This is a genomic window from Capnocytophaga cynodegmi, assembly GCF_002302475.1.
GTDB lineage: Bacteria > Bacteroidota > Bacteroidia > Flavobacteriales > Flavobacteriaceae > Capnocytophaga > Capnocytophaga cynodegmi.
This window is the reverse complement of record NZ_CP022378.1, coordinates 236,859-252,611: the sequence shown is the minus strand read 5'-3', so window position 1 is coordinate 252,611 and position 15,753 is coordinate 236,859. Positions and strand designations below refer to the sequence as shown.

The window sequence follows — 15,753 nt, the reverse complement described above, 5'->3', positions numbered from 1 at the left end:
TGGAGCATAATTATTTTTCGTTTCTTTGCAACGTTTAATTATAATAAGATTGTAAAATGAAAAGAAATGTACTATTAACAATGACAGCATTGCTCACTTTGTGGGTAGCTTCGTGCGGTAAAAGCGATAGCGATGCTCCTATCACACCAGAGGATAAAACGCCAATGAAGAGAATTAAAGAGGTGAATTTCGCTTATATAGATGATGAAAATGTTCTTAATATTGACTTGATAACCAATATGCACACCACTCAAAATTGGAGCGATATCTATAATGAAAAAATAAACAAAAGCTATACATTAAAAACGGCGAAAGTAAGTTATGAATACAACGAAGCAGGTAAAATTACAAAACTTACCGAATCATATGAAGGTAGAGAAGACCGTGTAAAACAGTTTTCATATGTAGGAAATGAAATGACTTTAACTTTTAAGAATGACGAAGGAAAGTTAGAGTCTCAAAAAGTTCAACTCGATAAGAATGGAAACCCTATACTAAAAGGATATGTCTTTAATGATGAAGGACAAATGATTGAACACCGAGATGAAAAACTTACTTGGGAAAATGGAAATTTACAGAAGGTAAAACGAGAACAACTTATATTTGGAGAAAAACAAATTATAGAGCATCATTTTTCCTATTATACCGACAAGCCTAACAAAAATAACTTTTTCCTTTGGGATGTAGAGGGTTTGGTACATGCAAATTACGGATTATATTTCGGTGATCGTATAGCGATACCTTACGGAACTGCTACTAAAAATTTGGTAAAATCACTTGTCTTTTTCTCAGATGGGGCAGAGAGTTTTAGAAATGATTACAGTTACACTTATGATAATGAAGGTTACGTAATAGCTATTAAAGAAGAAGCATATGGAAGTAATGTAGGCTCATATACAATTTCTTATCCTGAAGGAGAACCGCAATTGCAGTTATTTAAAGGCTTTGCTGAACGTGTACAGCAAGGTACGGAAAAGGGATACACGTATAAACTTGTAAGTGATACCAACGGAAAAGAAGTATTTGAAATCGTACAACCTATTAAAGTAACCAAAGACGTTAATGGTAAACTTATAAATTTATTAGTGGATAAAGTGTATAAACATACCATTAATTACACCGAAAATAATGGTACACGAACTTATAAAGAATTTGAATTAAAAGTATTTTTCCGAGAGCATATGGTTACAAATTACCAGATAAACTATTAGTCAATCGCTATAAATATAAAAAAACCTTGCCTGTAACATTTGAGTTTGGGCAAGTTTTTTTGTTTTTCGTAATCAGGAAGTTTTTATATTTCCGTCAGGCAAACAACTTGTAATATCACGCTTGTAAGAACTGATTGTACTGGGGATAAATTTCTGAAAGGTATTTATCTCTGTTTTTTGGTAAGTACACGGCTGACACATACATCAAGACAATGTAAAAAGCAAAAAAGGCAGAACAAAACGCGATGAACGTTTGATTTTCAGGAAGATGCTCTGCAAATTGGACACTCATTTGCAAAGGCAAAAACATTATAAAACCATATCCGTTTGATTGTATAATGATATCTTCAAAAAGCCATCTCTTATAGGTACTTTTCTTAAAAAGACGTTTGTTTCTGATAAAGCTAATAACATAAACAATGAAAATAGTACATAAAATCAACGGAATAAGTATTTTTACGTGTCCTAACAAAGAAAGCAGTGTATAGAAAGCAAGTCCGATGCACAAGATTAGTAGTACTTTTGGGATAGTGAAGAACTCTTTAGTTTTTTGCCAAAGAATACGATTGTAACGTTTACTCATTTGTTTGGTTTTTTCTTCTAATATATCCATAAATCCAAACACCCCGAATTTTCGGAATTCTTTCTGCAAGGCCGTTTCAAAATCGTCATCAGGAAATTTTTGCCAATGCGTTTCGATGGCATTTGCCAGATGGTCAACCAGTTCAGTTTGTACGTCGTAATATTCCACGTAATGCTTACGCGTAAATTCGTACAGACGTTCGATTTGTTTTGGGGTTACTTTTTTCATAGTAGAAACTTAGTTTGAGAGTTCAAATTTGTATTCGGGGAACATTTCCAGAAAGTAGCGGTCACTATTTTTCGGAATATGATAGCTTATAATGTATGTGTATATAAATTGAAGCGTAAAGCCAACAACAATAAATAAAATAGGGATATGCTGCTTTTGAACGAACAGCCAATAATAAGATATGATGTGCATAGAAGAGTGTAACAATAAAGGATAATTATCCTGATACAGAAAGATGTTTTTGAAAAGCCATCGTTTGTTTGATTTTCTTTTGTAAATAGATTTAGTTTTCATAAAAATGACACCTTTGAAAATATAAAACGCAATGATAATTCCTAAGAAAGGTATCCACATAGTATTGAAAGCGGAAAGTAATGTATGTATTACAGCTGATATAAAAAGAGTAAGTAGTATTTTAGGAAAGGAGAAGAACTCAATTTTTTTCTTCCAAAGCACCCTTTTGTACAATTTTTCCATCTGTTTTGTTTTCTCCTCCACAATATCATTAAACCCAAACACCCCGAATTTACGGAATTCTTTTTGCAAAGCCGTTTCAAAATCGTCGTCAGAAAATTCTTGCCAATGCGTTTCGATAGCGTTTGCCAGATGGTCAACCAGTTCAGTTTGTACGTCGTAATATTCCACGTAATGCTGACGCGTAAATTCATACAGACGTTCGATTTGTTTTGGGGTTACGGTTTTCATATAAGGAATGGTTTTAGGTTAATTTTATTTCTGGTGTTATAATTCGTTGTAAAGATTCTATAAAAGTTTGTATTTCAGATATCTGCTTTTCAGTCTCTTTAATGCCACTTTCTGTGATTTTGTAATATTTTCGTATTCGGTTATCCACTTGCTCTATTTCGGGAGTGAGCAATCCTTGGGCTTCCAATTTGTGAAGTGTAGGATATAAAGCTCCTTCCGTTATGGAAATTTCACCCTGCGTTAGTTGTTTTACTTTTTGTGTAATTTCATAGCCATACATTCGCCCGTTGTCTTGTAATAGCTTCATTACTATTGTACTAAGACTTCCTTTATAAAGAGTTGAGTTCTGTTTTTTCATTATCTTATATATTTATGTTGCAAATATACATAAAATTCTTATGTATGTAAGTGAAAATTTAATTTTTTTGTCATTCTCGTACTTAACATTTATTTTTATTTGTGTATGTGCTTAAAAATGTATAGGTTTGCGAACTAACTACTTGGCTTATAAATTATGGGAGAAAATTATTTTTTAAATCAGATAAAAATTGCTTTGTGTTTATTGTTTTTTTCAGTGTCGGGATTGATGAAGGCACAAATTCAGATTAAGTCGGAATATATTGGAGTTTCACAAGTGAAAGATAATCAAGGTAATAATCTGGAACAAGGTGGAGACTTAAAAATCGCAGATGTAATGATTCGTGTTCCGTTAGCAATGCAAAAAAATGAAAATGATGAGGCTATTAAAGCTACATTTGTATCGCTCTGGGGAACATATGCATCATTGAATAACAAGCTTTTATCAAAAGAATATTCTATTTCGGACATCTCAAATGTTTCATTAACTTTCGGACAATTATTACCAATAACTAAAAAATGGTCGCTTCTGGCAATGGCAGGAGGAGGAATTTTTACAACGAATTTTCCGAAATTTTCTCGAAAATCTGCTTTTTTACAAGGAGGAGCGATGATGTTGAGGAAAGAAAGCTCAAAGTTTGATTGGGGAGTAGGGGCTTCTATCAATAATTCGTATGATTATGCAATGATTACACCCGCCTTTTTGCTAAATTGGAAGATTGATGACAGACATAAATTGAGTGTCTTTTATTATAATTATTTTGATTTTGAATTCAGTAGAAAAATCTCTGAAAACTTCAAATTGAGTTTGGTAGCTGAGGGAGAAGTACTTTTAGGGCTCTATAATAAAGATGAAAAAGAAGCCTCTTTTGTTACCCAATTTGGTCACGGAGGGGTTCGTTCTGAATTTAAAGTTGGGAAAAATTTTTATATTCCTATTACATTAGGGGTTTCTTTTTCAAGAAATACATATTTTGACGAAAAAACATTCAAATTTTATTATAACGTAATAGGAGATAATAAACTTTCTTCTTACTTTGCGGCGGGTTTCCGATATGGAGGGTAATTGTTTAACGATTAAATTTAGAAAAGGCAAAAATGCGACTACATAAAAATTTGACAGAAGCAGTAATTGAAGGATTGAGTTTTATTTTCAATGAGAATCATTATGCTGATAAAGTAGTTGAAAGACAACTGAAAAAGGATAAACGTTGGGGAGCTCGTGATAGGGCTTTTATCGCCGAAACTACTTATGAAATTGTCCGTTGGAAGCGTTTGTATGCTGAGATTGCTGAAGTAAAACAACCTTTTTCTGTTCAAGATTTACGCCGAATGTTTGCCGTTTGGGCGGTTTTGAAAGGCATTTCTTTACCCAATTGGTCATACTTTGAAAACACTCCTCAACGTCGTATAAAAGGAAAATTTGATGAACTTTCAAAAGTTAGAAAATTTAGAGAATCTATACCTGATTGGCTTGATAATCTTGGAGTTGAAGAATTAGGAGAACTTTTTTGGAATGACGAAATTCACGCACTCAATACATTAGCTCCTGTGGTTTTACGAGCTAACATACTGAAGATATCTGCACAACAATTAAAAAGTGTGTTAGAAGATGAAGGTGTAGAGGCAAATTTGTTAAAAAATTATCCTGATGCTTTGGTACTTTCCGAACGGGTTAATGTTTTTTCCACAAAAGCATTTTCAAATGGTTTTTTCGAGGTGCAAGACGCTTCATCGCAAAAAGTGGCTCCATTTTTGCAGGTGGTTTCAGGTATGCGTGTAGTGGACACTTGTGCTGGAGCTGGAGGAAAAACCCTGCATTTGGCTTCTTTAATGAAGAACAAAGGACAGATAATTGCAATGGATATTTATGAAAATAAGTTGCAAGAACTTAAAAGAAGAGCTCGACGTAATGAAGTTTTTAATATAGAAACAAAAGTCATTGATTCCAAACAGCTGAAACGTATGCAAAATACTGCTGATAGAGTTTTAATTGATGCCCCTTGTAGTGGTTTGGGAGTTTTGAGGAGAAATCCTGATGCAAAATGGAAACTAAAACCCGAATTTTTAGAACAAATACGCAAAACTCAACAGGAAATTTTGCAAAATTACAGCAAATTGGTGAAATCAGGAGGAAAATTAGTATACGCTACTTGTTCCATTCTTCCGTCTGAAAACCAAAAACAAATAGAAGATTTTTTAAAATCAGAAGCGGGGAGAGGATTTGTTTTTGAGGAGGAAGATAAAATTTTTGCCAGTCAATTGGGGTACGACGGATTTTATATGGCAAGAATGCGAAAAGATAATTAAATGTTGTATGTCATATTCAATTTTTTTGTTTAGTTAAGATTTTTTCGGTTTAATTCAAAAATAATCTGTAAATTGCACCTCTTTTGTTATTTTTCTCTTTTGGAGAAAGGTTCTTTAGTGCTATATTTCTGATATTTATGTTGTTATAGAAATGCTTAGGCAGATTAAAAATAGTTTGTATCTATCTTTTATAATGGTTTTGATATCTTCTTGTGAATATTTTTCAAAGGAAGTGCCTCAGTATGCCATTGCCCGAGTTGGCGAAAAATATCTCTATAAGGAAGATATAGCTGCCATTATGCCAGTCGATTACACAAAGGAAGATAGCATAAGTATAGCTGAAAAATACATCAATAACTGGGCTATAAAAGAACTGATGCTTGTAAACGCTGAACGGAACATAAACGATCAAGAAAAAGAAAATTTTGAACGTTTAGTGAGTGATTATCGAGCAGATTTGTATATTAATTTTTATAAAGAAGGGTTGATTAACAATGCGATAGATACTGTTGTTAATGAGAAAGAAATGCAATTCTTTTATGAGAAAAACAAGGAAGTTTTTAAATTGAATGAAATTCTGATGAAATTGAGATATATTCAAGTTTCATTGAATGAAAAGAAGAAAAAAATAAATACTTTTGAAGAAAAATTAAAGCGTTTTGAAAATTCTGATAAAAGAGAGTTAGATTCTCTATCATTACATTTTACGTCTGTTTACTTGAACGATTCCACTTGGGTTAAGGCTGAAAGTGTATTGAAAAAGCTTCCTTTTTTGGAAAAAGAGATGGAAAATAACAGGCAATCATTTGTCAGTCATAGAGATTCTTCTGGAATTTATTTCGTGCAGATTTGCGATGTTTTGCGAAGAAATGAACAGGCTCCTATGGAATATGTTTTGCCTACTTTACAACAAATTATATTGAATCAGAGGAAATTAGAGTTTGTTAAAAAACTCGAAACAGATATTATAAACACAGGTATAAAGAAAAAACAATTTGAAATTATTTATGAATAGAAAAATTGTATCCGTTGTCGGAATGTTATTTTTAACTTTTGGGATATATGCTCAAAATGATACAGTTGCTAGCAAAGAAGTAGTTCAAAAACGCTTGAAAGTTGATGGAGTTGCGGCTGTAGTTGGCGACCATTTAATTTTAGAATCGGATATAGACAAGACTTTTATTGAGCTGCAAAATCAGGAGGTAGATACAAAGAACTTCACTCGTTGTCAAGTTTTAGGTAAATTGATGGAGGATAGATTGTATGCTCATCAGGCAGTTCAAGATAGTATTTCGGTTGCGGATAGTAGAGTTCGAGAGGCTGTAAATCAGCGAATTGAAGGTTTGTTATCAAGACTGGGAGGCGATATGAAAAAGTTGCTTGAATTCTATAAGAAAGAAGATGAGCAATCAATGCGTGAGGAACTTTTTGATATTTTTAAACTGAATATGCTTTCCCAACAAATGCGTTCGAAAGTAGTTGAAAAAGTGGAAGTCACTCCAGAAGAGGTGCGTCAATTTTTTAATGCTATTCCTGAAGAAGAACGTCCAGTTTTTAATACAGAACTTGAGATAGCTCAAATTGTTATAAATCCTGTGGCTCCTAAGGAGGAAATTCAGAAAGTAATAGACCAGTTAAATGAAATAAAAGCCGATGTGGAGCAAAATGGAGTAAGTTTTGCTACTAAAGCAATACTTTACTCAAAAGACCGTGCAACTGGTGGGCAAACGCTTACTTTCAATCGTTCTTCACTTTTTGATAAAGCATTTAAAGATGTAGCTTTCAGTTTGCAAGAAGGCGAAATTTCTAAACCTTTTGAATCAAGTTTTGGTTGGCATATCATAGAAATGGTTGATATTAGGGGGAAAGAAGTAACAGTGCGACATATCTTATTAATGCCTAATGTACCCCGCGAGTCATTAGTAGAAGCCAGAGAAAAGATTGATAAAATCCGTGAAAGAATAGTCAATAACGAACTTACTTTTGATGAAGCTGCACGTAGCTTATCTGATGAAAAAGAAACTCGAGGTGATGGAGGTCAGCTTGTTAATCCAGAAGATCTTTCTTCACGTTTTGAACTTACACGATTGGAACCAGCTATGTATAACAAAGTTGCAAAATTGCAAGATGGAGAGGTTTCTGTTCCGTATCTTGATGAAGATGAAACAGGGAAAAAGAGCTATAAAATCTATCAAGTAACAAATCGCCACGAGGAGCATAAAGCCGATTTTGTGAAAGATTATGTAAAAATTCAGGATTTAGCCTTAAAAGAAAAACAACTCAAAGTTATAGCCAAGTGGATAAGTGAAAATATTGAAAAAACACACATTATGGTTAATGGAGAGTACAAAAAATGTGAATTTTCTAACAATTGGTTAAAAAAATAGTATTACTTGTAGGGAAATTTGTGGCTTTTTGACGTTTTTCTGTAATGCAACTTTTTTATTATTCTGAGATAGACGAGAACTCAAAATCTTTCTTTTTCGATAAGGAGGAGAGTCAGCACATTGTAAAAGTTCTCCGTAAGAAACAAGGTGATTTTCTGTATGTTACAAACGGAAAGGGTTTGCTTTTTCAAACGGAAATCACTTTTGCTTCTCCAAAGCAGTGTGAAGTTTCGATATTGAAATATGAACACAAATCACCTCGTTCTTACCATTTGCACTTGGTAGTAGCTCCAACAAAAATGAATGAGCGGTATGAGTGGTTTTTGGAGAAAGCAGTTGAAATTGGAGTAGATGAAATCACTCCAATAATTTGCCATCATTCCGAAAGAACTGTGATTAAGGCTGAACGTTTTGAAAAAATTATACATTCAGCAATGAAGCAATCATTACAATGTTATTTACCCAAGTTGAATCCTGCCATATCTTCAATGGATTTTTTTAAGCAATTAAATGATGATTCGGTGAAATTTATAGCTCATTGTCAGGAGGATACTAAATATTTGTTTTCGGAAAAACTTAGTCCATTTCCTAAAAAAATAATGGTTTTGATAGGACCCGAAGGCGATTTTTCATCAGAAGAGATAAAAGTAGCTTTGCAAAAAAACTTTCAACCAATTTCACTTGGAGACAATCGATTACGAACTGAAACTGCGGGAATTGTAGCTTGTGATTTTGTGGCGATTTGTTCCAATTTGAAATAAAATTACAACAAGAAATTGAAGAATATGAATTCTAAAATGATAGCCAATGGAATACTACGAGCCGTTGGGGTAATGGTGTTGGTAGTTTTGTTGCTGTATGCCTTATATTTGGTAAGGTCAATAATAGTTTATATAGTATTAGCGTTAGTTGTTGCTCTGATAGCCAAACCATTAAATTATTTTTTTGCAAAAAAACTGAAAATAAGGAATCAAACCGTCAGAATTTTGATAACGATGGGTATTTTTGTTATTTTGAGTTTGGGAACATTTAGTTTGTTTGTTCCATTGCTAATTTCACAAGGAAAAAATTTATCAGGGTTGAACATAGAACTTTTACGTGCGAATTTGGACGGCTTAACTTCACAGTTTTTTGATACTTTGGGAATTAACAAAGAAAATTATGAAATGAGTGCTTCCGAAGTGCTTAATTTTATTGATATTCCCAACTTTTTGAATACGTTTATTTCTTTCATAGGTAGTTTTGGAGCAGGAGTTTTTTCGGTTTTATTTATTTCATTCTTTTTTATAAAAGATGGAAGTAGTATGTTTGGTTCAATACTTTCATTGGTTTCTGCAAAAAATGCTCGAAAAACAAGAGTTTCAGTTCACAAAATCAATGACTTGCTATCTCGTTATTTTGTTGGACTCGTTTTACAACTTACCATTTTATTTGTAATATATACAACTACATTGCTCATTTTTGGAGTACAAAATGCCTTCATTATTGCTTTTTTATGTGCATTTTTGAACATAATTCCTTACATAGGACCTATTATAGGATTTGTTTTGATGACTTTTTTAACGATGAGTAGTAATATAAGTAGTGATTTTATGGCTGTTACGCTTCCTACTACGATTTATGTTCTGATAGGATTTCTGATAGGGCAATTCATTGATAATGTTTTTTCTCAACCTCTTATATTCTCTAATTCTGTGAAATCAAGTCCTTTAGAGATATTTTTGGTGATATTGATTACGGGAAGTCTTTTAGGAATTGTTGGAATGGTAATAGCAGTACCAGCCTATACAGTTTTGAAAGTGGTTTTGAAAGAGTTTTTACCTAATAATAAATTAGTTGAATTGATGACTAAAAATATATAAATGCTTGATTTTAATTGAAGTAAATAGGATTAGGATATAGAAATTGGTAGTTTAATTCTGTTTTTAGTCTGTCTGAAAGTACTATCTTTCCAGAGGGAGTTCTATCAATCGCAATTTTTGTTCCTTTTTGATGATTAATGATTTCTTGCTTGGTAGGGTGCTTTGGAGCTACTACATTATACAATTTTGATTGTAAATTTAATGAAATCATTTTTTCAATTATCAAACAAATATCCTGATAATGAATGTGATTTACTACCTGACTGGTTTCTGAAACGTTGTATTTGCTAAATATGCGGTCATCTCCCATCAGTCCACCTAATCGTAAAATATTCGTTTGAGGAAATTGATTTTTCAGAAAATTTTCAACAGATAGTAATTTTGAGTCTAATAGTTCGCAAGGGAAATTTTCATTTATTTCTTGTTTAATTTGTGGATAAATTCCTACGGAACTGGTCAAAAATAATTGTTTTTCAAAGTTTTCAATGAAAATACAAATATTTTTTAGTCTTTTATTTAAAATATTGCTATCGAGATGTCTTCCAAATGGAATTGCTATGATGATACAGTTCAATTCGGTGAGAATTTCCCATTTTTTTACTTTAGAATCATCAAAATCTATAATAAAAGAATGAAAATAGGAGCTTAAAAACTTGTTTTTGTCTGTACTTCGAGTTGTTGCGTAGATTGTATTGTTTGTTTTTAAATGGTTTGCTAATCGAAAACCCAACCAGCCACATCCTATGATACCTATTTTCATTCTTGTATGTTATTGTTTTAAAGTAGTTGAAATTTTTTCTAATAAATTTTTTAAACCTTCTTCATCAACAGAATTGTCATTCAAAGCAGTTGAAATTTTTGAAAGTTGAGTCACATCTAAGCCATTAGCAAGAATTCTCATAAGAGCCATTTTTTCCTTTTTTTCAACTATCAGAACGATTACTTCTTTTATATTTTCTTCTGTACCAACATAATCAATTTGAAATTTAGTACCTTTATTAGTAGTTCGGATTAAATCTTGATACTTCCCATCTTTTAAAATTGAAGTCACCTTTTTGTATTCTTTTTTAAGCTCTAAACTATCATTTTTGTTAAATATTAGGAAGTTAACTCTGTTAATAATGTTGAATATGTTCTCTTTTTCAGTAGGAACATTTCCTAAAAAATCCTTTGGAGCGATGTTCATTGAAACAAAGTTTGGATTTTCTGAATTTTTAACGATGTACTGCTGTATACTTTCCTGCTGACAAGAAGCAAACGTAAGTAGCAATCCGAATAAAATCAAGATTCGCATTTTAATAATTATTATTTTGTTTTTACTTCTTTAATTTCTTCTGGCAAGTTCATATTTTTTGTCAAAACGCCTATTTTATTAAGGTCAATGTCTCCTACTAAGCTTAAAATCACTGCTTTATTTGAACTTCTTCCATCTTCAATAAACATTAATAGTTCAGAAACGTGATCAGCATTTTTTCCTTGCTTTACGTAAAACTTAACGTTGGTAGCTTTGTCTTTCACTCGCATCAATTCCGTTAATGTAGATTTACTCAGATAGTTTTGAACTTCTTTTTTCATACTCTGAGCTACGGTTTTATTTTCTGTAGTGAATACTTTTAAACCTGTTAATTTATTGGCAATTTCCATAAATTCCTTTGCTTCAGAATCTTTGCTGTCAATTTTGGAAAGCATTTGAAACATTTTCTGAGAAACCACTACAGTCGTTACCTCATCATTTTCTTCAAATTTGTCAAACGCAGATTGTCCGACTACACTCATTGATATCAAAAAGATATTTACTAAAAGAATTAATTTTGTCTTCATATGATTTACTTTTATTGTGATTATTATTTATTAAAATTCGTTTAAATTTATTATTTTGTTTGTTGTTGTTTCAAAATCTTTTAAGTATTCTATTTTTTTTGTTCCTTTATTGTAATTGAAAGAAATCATTTGTAAGGCTTCTTTCACTTGTTCAAAGGCAACTTCGGCTTCTTGTTGTTGTTTTTGTTGCTTGAGATAGTAACTGACTCCGAAGAAAATACTCAAAAATGTTGCTGCAATTCCAATTTTCCAAAATAATTTTCTTTTTTTAGAAACTTTTATAGGGAATTCTTTCCGCTTAAATTCTTCTAATCCAGCTTTTTGAAAGTATGAAAACATTGGTCTATATTTTTCTAAAGAAGCATCTACATTTTCGGAATTGAAATATTCTTGCAATTCTTTTTCTTCTTGCAGAGAAGTTTCTCCCTCAAAATATTTTTCTAATAATAATTCAATCTTTTTTGTCATATTTTTATTTTTAATATTCAAATGTTAATAATTTTTCACGCACTGCTTTCCTAGCTCTTAACAGAATTACTCGAATGGTAGCCTCTTTTATTCCAGTTATTTTTTCAATTTCTTCAAATTCATATTGTTCTATATCACGTAGTTGCATAACCATACGCTGTTGATCAGTCAGTTCATTGATTATATTTTTTACTTTTTCCAGCATATCGGTTGTTTCTATTTCTTTTTGTAATGAGATATGATTTTTAGTTTCATATTTTATATTCGTAAGAGACACATTTTCAGAACTTTTTGCTTTTAATTTATCATAACACAGATTTTTGGTTAGTGTCATTGTGTAGGCTTCTAAATTTTGTATATCCTTTATCTTTTGGTTTTGTTGCCACAATTTTAGCAGAATTTCTTGCGATGTATCTTCAGCTTCATCTTTTGAGATAAGCAACCGCTTTGCGAAACGATAAATCTTATCCTGAAACGGACGAATATGTTCTAAAAAAGCTTTGTGTGTCATACAAAAATCATAATTTTCTTCATACAAAAGACGAATATATGAAAAAAATGTTACATTTGTAGGAAAAATTTTATTTTATGAAAAGAATATTATTACCTACTTTGTTGATTTTTAGTTTTTTATCTTGTAAAAAAGATAATAATGACACTCCAAAACCAGACAATGTAAAGGATAGAGAATTGTTAAATTTACAAATCAAAGACTTCGTCTGGAAAGGGCTTAACACATTCTACTTGTGGCAGTCAGATGTGCCGAATTTGGCAGATACACGTTTTGCATCAAGTTTGCAACAGACCAATTTTACAAGTGTTGCTTATACTAATTTTTTGAGCAATTATAAAACGCCTGAAGAATTATTTTATAATTTATTGAATAAGTCTCAAAGAATACACGGAAGAGAAGGAGCTATTGACCGATTTAGTTACATTACAGATGATTACACTAAATTGGAGCGTAGTTTTCAAGGAGTTTTGCTTAGTACAGGAATGGTATTTGAATTGACACCGTACGGGAGAGAAGGAGGCGTTTTAGGATTTGTTCAGTATGTACTTCCTGGCTCTGAAGCGGAACAAAAAGGTGTACAAAGAGGAGATTTATTCTTAGCTGTAGATGGTACTCCTTTGACAGTCAGCAATTACAGAACTTTATTGTTCAATGATAAAACATCAATGGCTATTGATATTTACAGATTAGAGAATGTAAACGGACAAAAAACGATTCAAAAAACCGATAAATCAGTTGTGATGGCGAAAAAAGAAATTACTGAAAATCCGATACTTGTGAAAAAGGTAATTGAAAAAGGCAACCACAAAATAGGTTATTTGATGTACAACGGATTCGTTGCTAATTTTGACAAACAACTCAACGAAGCATTTGGAGAGTTTAAAAGTCAGGGAGTTACTGATTTTGTTTTGGACTTACGTTACAATGGAGGAGGGCGTATTTCTTCCGCAATTTACTTAGCCTCAATGATTACAGGGCAGTTTAAAGGGCAAATTTTTGCTAAAGAACGTTGGAACAGAAAGCTACAGCCTATTGCTGAAAAAAGAGGAGGTGTAGATAATTTCTTTACAGATGAAATGGTTACAGAAAGTAAAGAAAAATTAACGATTAATAGTTTGAATTTGAGTAAGATATATATACTAACCTCACAAAGAACTGCATCGGCAAGTGAGTTGGTAATCAATGGTTTAAAAGCCTATATTGATGTAGTTCAGATTGGTGATGTAACTGTGGGGAAAAATCAAGGCTCTATAACGGTTTATGATTGGATTGATGATAATAGTAATAGAAATCCAAAACATAAATGGGCAATGCAGCCATTGGTTTTGAAAATTGAAAATGCAAAAGGAGAAGGAGACTACACAAGTGGCTTACGTCCAACATTCCAAATGGAGGAAGATTTAGCAAACTACGGGGTTTTGGGTGATGAAAAAGAACCTTTGTTGGCAAAAGCAATTCAAACTATTACGGGAATAACAGACAAACGTTTGCCGAGCGAACCGGAAATATCTGCAAAAGGTTTCATTCACTCAAAATCATTCAATTTTGCAGCCAATGAAATGTATAAATAGTTGATAATTTTCTATGTCCTTAGAAATGAGTAAGTTCTATAGGTTAGTAGTTTCAGACGTAAAAAAATTGACAGAAGATTCCGTTAAGATTACTTTTGCCTTGCCCGAATTTCTGAAAAAAATATTTTCGTATGAAGCGGGTCAATATCTTACCTTACAACAAGATATTGATAATCAGAAAATAAGAAGAGCGTATTCAATTTGTTCAGGTGTAAATGAAAGTGAGTTGAGTGTCGCTGTAAAGCAGATTCCGAATGGGATTTTTTCTACGTATGCAACTACGAAACTTAAGAAAGGAGATATCCTCGAAGTAATGCCTCCAGAAGGAAGGTTCGTTTTTCTGTACGATATATTTGAAAATAAGGATATTGTACTTTTTTGTGCAGGGAGTGGTGTAACTCCGATGATGAGTATAGCTAAAACAGCGTTGACCAAAACAAATGTGAATGTTGTGTTCGTTTATGGAAATAAAACGAAAGAAGATTCATTATTTTTTGATGAAATTGAGCAACTTAGAGAAAGATATCCTAATAGATTTTGGGTACATTACGTTTTTAGTCAGCAAGTGTTGGGTGAACATATTTCGGGAAGAATTGATAATAAAGTAGTTGACTTTATTTTTCAAAAATATAGTAACTTTGATTTAGGATATTATTATCTTTGTGGTCCTAACCAGATGGTTTCCAATGTAAAAGAACACATTATCAATAAGGGGATACATCAAGATTATATTTTCACTGAACTTTTTGAAGTAACATCATCTGAAAGCACTAACTTTTCTCATTTGCAAGGAGAAGTTGTTGTCTCTTGTGTTTTAAAAGGGGAAGAGAAAGTATTTCAAATTCCTAAAAATCAATCACTTTTAGAAGGAATACGTTCACAGGGAATAGATGTACCATATTCGTGCTTAAATGGTGTTTGTAGTAGTTGTATAGGCAAAATTACAGAAGGGGAAGCAAGAATGGCGAAAAATGAAACTTTGGTTGAAAAGGAAATCTCGGAAGGATTGATACTTACCTGTCAGGCGTATGCTGTGACAGACAAATTGAAAATTGAATATGATATATAAAAAATGTAATTTAATATGAAGCGTGTATTTATTTTAATGATGGGGTTATCTTCTTGTCAATCAGGAGATTCTTCTAAACATATTGCTATGGAAAAATATGAACCTAGCTCAGAAGGTATTCTTGTAGATATCCGAACTCCTGAGGAATTTTCTGAAGGGCATTTAGAAAATGCTGTAAATATAAATTTCTTTGATGAGGATTTTGTCTCAAATTTTGAAAAGGAGTTTGATAAAAATGATACCATCTATATCCATTGTAAAAGTGGAGGGAGAAGTACAAAGGCGGTTCAAATACTTGAAGGTAAGGGATATAAGAATTTAATTCACTTAGATGGAGGAATTTTACGTTGGTTGGAGGCGGGTAAACCTGTCGAAAAATAGGAAATTGTTATTTAAATTGAATATAAATTAAACTTGCTGGTTGTAAAAAAATAATTTTGAAAATCAGAAGTATAGAAAAAAGATATATCTTTGGGCAAAATTTAAGTTATGTTTGAATTTGATCAATATTTAGGATTTTTAGTATTTTTAGGTATTGCGATGATTGGCTTCTGGTTGATGGCTTTTTTGCTTACCTTCGTAGTTCCTTATTGGGTTGGTGGAGCTATTATGGAAGCCCTTAAAGAAAAAAGAGAAGCTAGAAAGGCAAAACGCCAATAATACCAGG

General features: G+C 32.1%; 19 protein-coding genes. 11 read left to right on the top strand and 8 right to left on the bottom strand.

Going from position 1 to position 15,753, the window contains the following annotated elements; translation table 11 throughout:
* Positions 1-56: 56 nt before the first annotated feature.
* A complete protein-coding gene (locus CGC48_RS01210; RefSeq protein ID WP_098028130.1) occupies positions 57-1,211 on the top strand; it encodes a hypothetical protein in 1,155 nt (384 codons plus the stop codon).
* A gap of 115 nt (positions 1,212-1,326) precedes the next feature.
* On the opposite strand, the gene CGC48_RS01205 is transcribed toward CGC48_RS01210, so the two are convergent.
* Genes CGC48_RS01205 through CGC48_RS01195 form a run of 3 tightly spaced genes read right to left on the bottom strand, consistent with a single transcriptional unit; the run spans position 1,327 to position 3,085 of the window.
* Entirely contained in the window at positions 1,327-2,022 is a 696-nt protein-coding gene (locus tag CGC48_RS01205; RefSeq protein WP_098028129.1) for a hypothetical protein, read from the bottom strand.
* Between the two features lie 9 nt (positions 2,023-2,031).
* Positions 2,032-2,727, bottom strand: coding sequence for a hypothetical protein (locus tag CGC48_RS01200; protein ID WP_098028128.1), 696 nt, complete (start codon positions 2,725-2,727; stop codon positions 2,032-2,034).
* Positions 2,728-2,740: 13 nt separating this feature from the next.
* Complete coding sequence (locus CGC48_RS01195; RefSeq protein ID WP_098028127.1) at positions 2,741-3,085, bottom strand: PadR family transcriptional regulator; 345 nt, start codon at positions 3,083-3,085, stop codon at positions 2,741-2,743.
* Between the two features lie 156 nt (positions 3,086-3,241).
* Here CGC48_RS01195 and CGC48_RS01190 point away from each other — a divergent pair, with 156 nt between their 5' ends.
* The 6 genes from CGC48_RS01190 (at position 3,242) to CGC48_RS01165 (ending at position 9,643) form a co-directional block, all read left to right on the top strand.
* Positions 3,242-4,150, top strand: coding sequence for a DUF6268 family outer membrane beta-barrel protein (locus CGC48_RS01190; protein WP_098028126.1), 909 nt, complete (start codon positions 3,242-3,244; stop codon positions 4,148-4,150).
* A 32-nt stretch (positions 4,151-4,182) separates the two neighbouring features.
* Positions 4,183-5,394: an RsmB/NOP family class I SAM-dependent RNA methyltransferase gene (locus tag CGC48_RS01185; protein WP_098028125.1), complete on the top strand. Its 1,212-nt coding sequence runs from the start codon at positions 4,183-4,185 to the stop codon at positions 5,392-5,394.
* A 151-nt stretch (positions 5,395-5,545) separates the two neighbouring features.
* A complete protein-coding gene (locus CGC48_RS01180) occupies positions 5,546-6,409 on the top strand; it encodes a peptidyl-prolyl cis-trans isomerase (protein WP_232780520.1) in 864 nt (287 codons plus the stop codon).
* Positions 6,402-7,781, top strand: a complete 1,380-nt coding sequence (locus CGC48_RS01175; RefSeq protein ID WP_098028123.1) for a peptidylprolyl isomerase — start codon at positions 6,402-6,404, stop codon at positions 7,779-7,781. Before CGC48_RS01180 ends, CGC48_RS01175 begins: the two co-directional genes overlap by 8 nt.
* A 44-nt stretch (positions 7,782-7,825) precedes the next feature.
* Positions 7,826-8,542, top strand: a complete 717-nt coding sequence (locus CGC48_RS01170; protein ID WP_098028122.1) for a 16S rRNA (uracil(1498)-N(3))-methyltransferase — start codon at positions 7,826-7,828, stop codon at positions 8,540-8,542.
* Positions 8,543-8,566: 24 nt separating this feature from the next.
* Positions 8,567-9,643, top strand: a complete 1,077-nt coding sequence (locus CGC48_RS01165; protein WP_098028121.1) for an AI-2E family transporter — start codon at positions 8,567-8,569, stop codon at positions 9,641-9,643.
* 10 nt (positions 9,644-9,653) lie between these two features.
* Here CGC48_RS01165 and CGC48_RS01160 read toward each other — a convergent pair whose 3' ends face one another.
* The 5 genes from CGC48_RS01160 to CGC48_RS01140 are packed head-to-tail and all read right to left on the bottom strand — an operon-like array spanning position 9,654 to position 12,443.
* The gene (locus CGC48_RS01160; protein WP_098028120.1) at positions 9,654-10,403 is read right to left on the bottom strand and encodes a Rossmann-fold NAD(P)-binding domain-containing protein; all 750 of its coding nucleotides are present in this window, start codon (positions 10,401-10,403) and stop codon (positions 9,654-9,656) included.
* Between the two features lie 9 nt (positions 10,404-10,412).
* The gene (locus CGC48_RS01155; protein WP_098028119.1) at positions 10,413-10,937 is read right to left on the bottom strand and encodes a DUF4252 domain-containing protein; all 525 of its coding nucleotides are present in this window, start codon (positions 10,935-10,937) and stop codon (positions 10,413-10,415) included.
* A gap of 11 nt (positions 10,938-10,948) precedes the next feature.
* Positions 10,949-11,464 carry a DUF4252 domain-containing protein gene (locus CGC48_RS01150; protein ID WP_098028118.1) on the bottom strand — a complete coding sequence of 172 codons (516 nt, stop codon included), beginning with the start codon at positions 11,462-11,464 and terminating at the stop codon, positions 10,949-10,951.
* Positions 11,465-11,494: 30 nt separating this feature from the next.
* Complete coding sequence (locus CGC48_RS01145) at positions 11,495-11,932, bottom strand: hypothetical protein (RefSeq protein WP_098028117.1); 438 nt, start codon at positions 11,930-11,932, stop codon at positions 11,495-11,497.
* A gap of 10 nt (positions 11,933-11,942) precedes the next feature.
* The gene (locus tag CGC48_RS01140; RefSeq protein WP_098028116.1) at positions 11,943-12,443 is read right to left on the bottom strand and encodes an RNA polymerase sigma factor; all 501 of its coding nucleotides are present in this window, start codon (positions 12,441-12,443) and stop codon (positions 11,943-11,945) included.
* A gap of 77 nt (positions 12,444-12,520) precedes the next feature.
* On the opposite strand from CGC48_RS01140, the gene CGC48_RS01135 reads away from it, so the two are divergent.
* The 4 genes from CGC48_RS01135 to CGC48_RS11765 all read left to right on the top strand — a co-directional run bounded on the left by CGC48_RS01135 (position 12,521) and on the right by CGC48_RS11765 (position 15,746).
* Complete coding sequence (locus CGC48_RS01135) at positions 12,521-14,017, top strand: S41 family peptidase (RefSeq protein WP_098028115.1); 1,497 nt, start codon at positions 12,521-12,523, stop codon at positions 14,015-14,017.
* A 25-nt stretch (positions 14,018-14,042) separates the two neighbouring features.
* Positions 14,043-15,086, top strand: a complete 1,044-nt coding sequence (locus tag CGC48_RS01130) for a 2Fe-2S iron-sulfur cluster-binding protein (RefSeq protein WP_098029721.1) — start codon at positions 14,043-14,045, stop codon at positions 15,084-15,086.
* Between the two features lie 15 nt (positions 15,087-15,101).
* Positions 15,102-15,467, top strand: a complete 366-nt coding sequence (locus tag CGC48_RS01125; protein ID WP_041997549.1) for a rhodanese-like domain-containing protein — start codon at positions 15,102-15,104, stop codon at positions 15,465-15,467.
* A 108-nt stretch (positions 15,468-15,575) separates the two neighbouring features.
* Positions 15,576-15,746, top strand: coding sequence for a hypothetical protein (locus tag CGC48_RS11765; RefSeq protein WP_098028114.1), 171 nt, complete (start codon positions 15,576-15,578; stop codon positions 15,744-15,746).
* The last annotated feature ends 7 nt before the right edge of the window (positions 15,747-15,753 follow it).

Coding starts and splice junctions, on each gene's coding strand:
- CGC48_RS01160 (WP_098028120.1), bottom strand. CDS start 10,403: ATGAAAATAGGTATCATAGGATGTGGCTGGTTGGGTTTTCGATTAGCA.
- CGC48_RS01210 (WP_098028130.1), top strand. CDS start 57: ATGAAAAGAAATGTACTATTAACAATGACAGCATTGCTCACTTTGTGG.
- CGC48_RS01125 (WP_041997549.1), top strand. CDS start 15,102: ATGAAGCGTGTATTTATTTTAATGATGGGGTTATCTTCTTGTCAATCA.
- CGC48_RS01135 (WP_098028115.1), top strand. CDS start 12,521: ATGAAAAGAATATTATTACCTACTTTGTTGATTTTTAGTTTTTTATCT.
- CGC48_RS01150 (WP_098028118.1), bottom strand. CDS start 11,464: ATGAAGACAAAATTAATTCTTTTAGTAAATATCTTTTTGATATCAATG.
- CGC48_RS01175 (WP_098028123.1), top strand. CDS start 6,402: ATGAATAGAAAAATTGTATCCGTTGTCGGAATGTTATTTTTAACTTTT.
- CGC48_RS01195 (WP_098028127.1), bottom strand. CDS start 3,085: ATGAAAAAACAGAACTCAACTCTTTATAAAGGAAGTCTTAGTACAATA.
- CGC48_RS01165 (WP_098028121.1), top strand. CDS start 8,567: ATGAATTCTAAAATGATAGCCAATGGAATACTACGAGCCGTTGGGGTA.
- CGC48_RS11765 (WP_098028114.1), top strand. CDS start 15,576: ATGTTTGAATTTGATCAATATTTAGGATTTTTAGTATTTTTAGGTATT.
- CGC48_RS01185 (WP_098028125.1), top strand. CDS start 4,183: ATGCGACTACATAAAAATTTGACAGAAGCAGTAATTGAAGGATTGAGT.
- CGC48_RS01180 (WP_232780520.1), top strand. CDS start 5,546: ATGCTTAGGCAGATTAAAAATAGTTTGTATCTATCTTTTATAATGGTT.
- CGC48_RS01140 (WP_098028116.1), bottom strand. CDS start 12,443: ATGACACACAAAGCTTTTTTAGAACATATTCGTCCGTTTCAGGATAAG.
- CGC48_RS01170 (WP_098028122.1), top strand. CDS start 7,826: ATGCAACTTTTTTATTATTCTGAGATAGACGAGAACTCAAAATCTTTC.
- CGC48_RS01190 (WP_098028126.1), top strand. CDS start 3,242: ATGGGAGAAAATTATTTTTTAAATCAGATAAAAATTGCTTTGTGTTTA.
- CGC48_RS01145 (WP_098028117.1), bottom strand. CDS start 11,932: ATGACAAAAAAGATTGAATTATTATTAGAAAAATATTTTGAGGGAGAA.
- CGC48_RS01130 (WP_098029721.1), top strand. CDS start 14,043: ATGAGTAAGTTCTATAGGTTAGTAGTTTCAGACGTAAAAAAATTGACA.
- CGC48_RS01200 (WP_098028128.1), bottom strand. CDS start 2,727: ATGAAAACCGTAACCCCAAAACAAATCGAACGTCTGTATGAATTTACG.
- CGC48_RS01155 (WP_098028119.1), bottom strand. CDS start 10,937: ATGCGAATCTTGATTTTATTCGGATTGCTACTTACGTTTGCTTCTTGT.
- CGC48_RS01205 (WP_098028129.1), bottom strand. CDS start 2,022: ATGAAAAAAGTAACCCCAAAACAAATCGAACGTCTGTACGAATTTACG.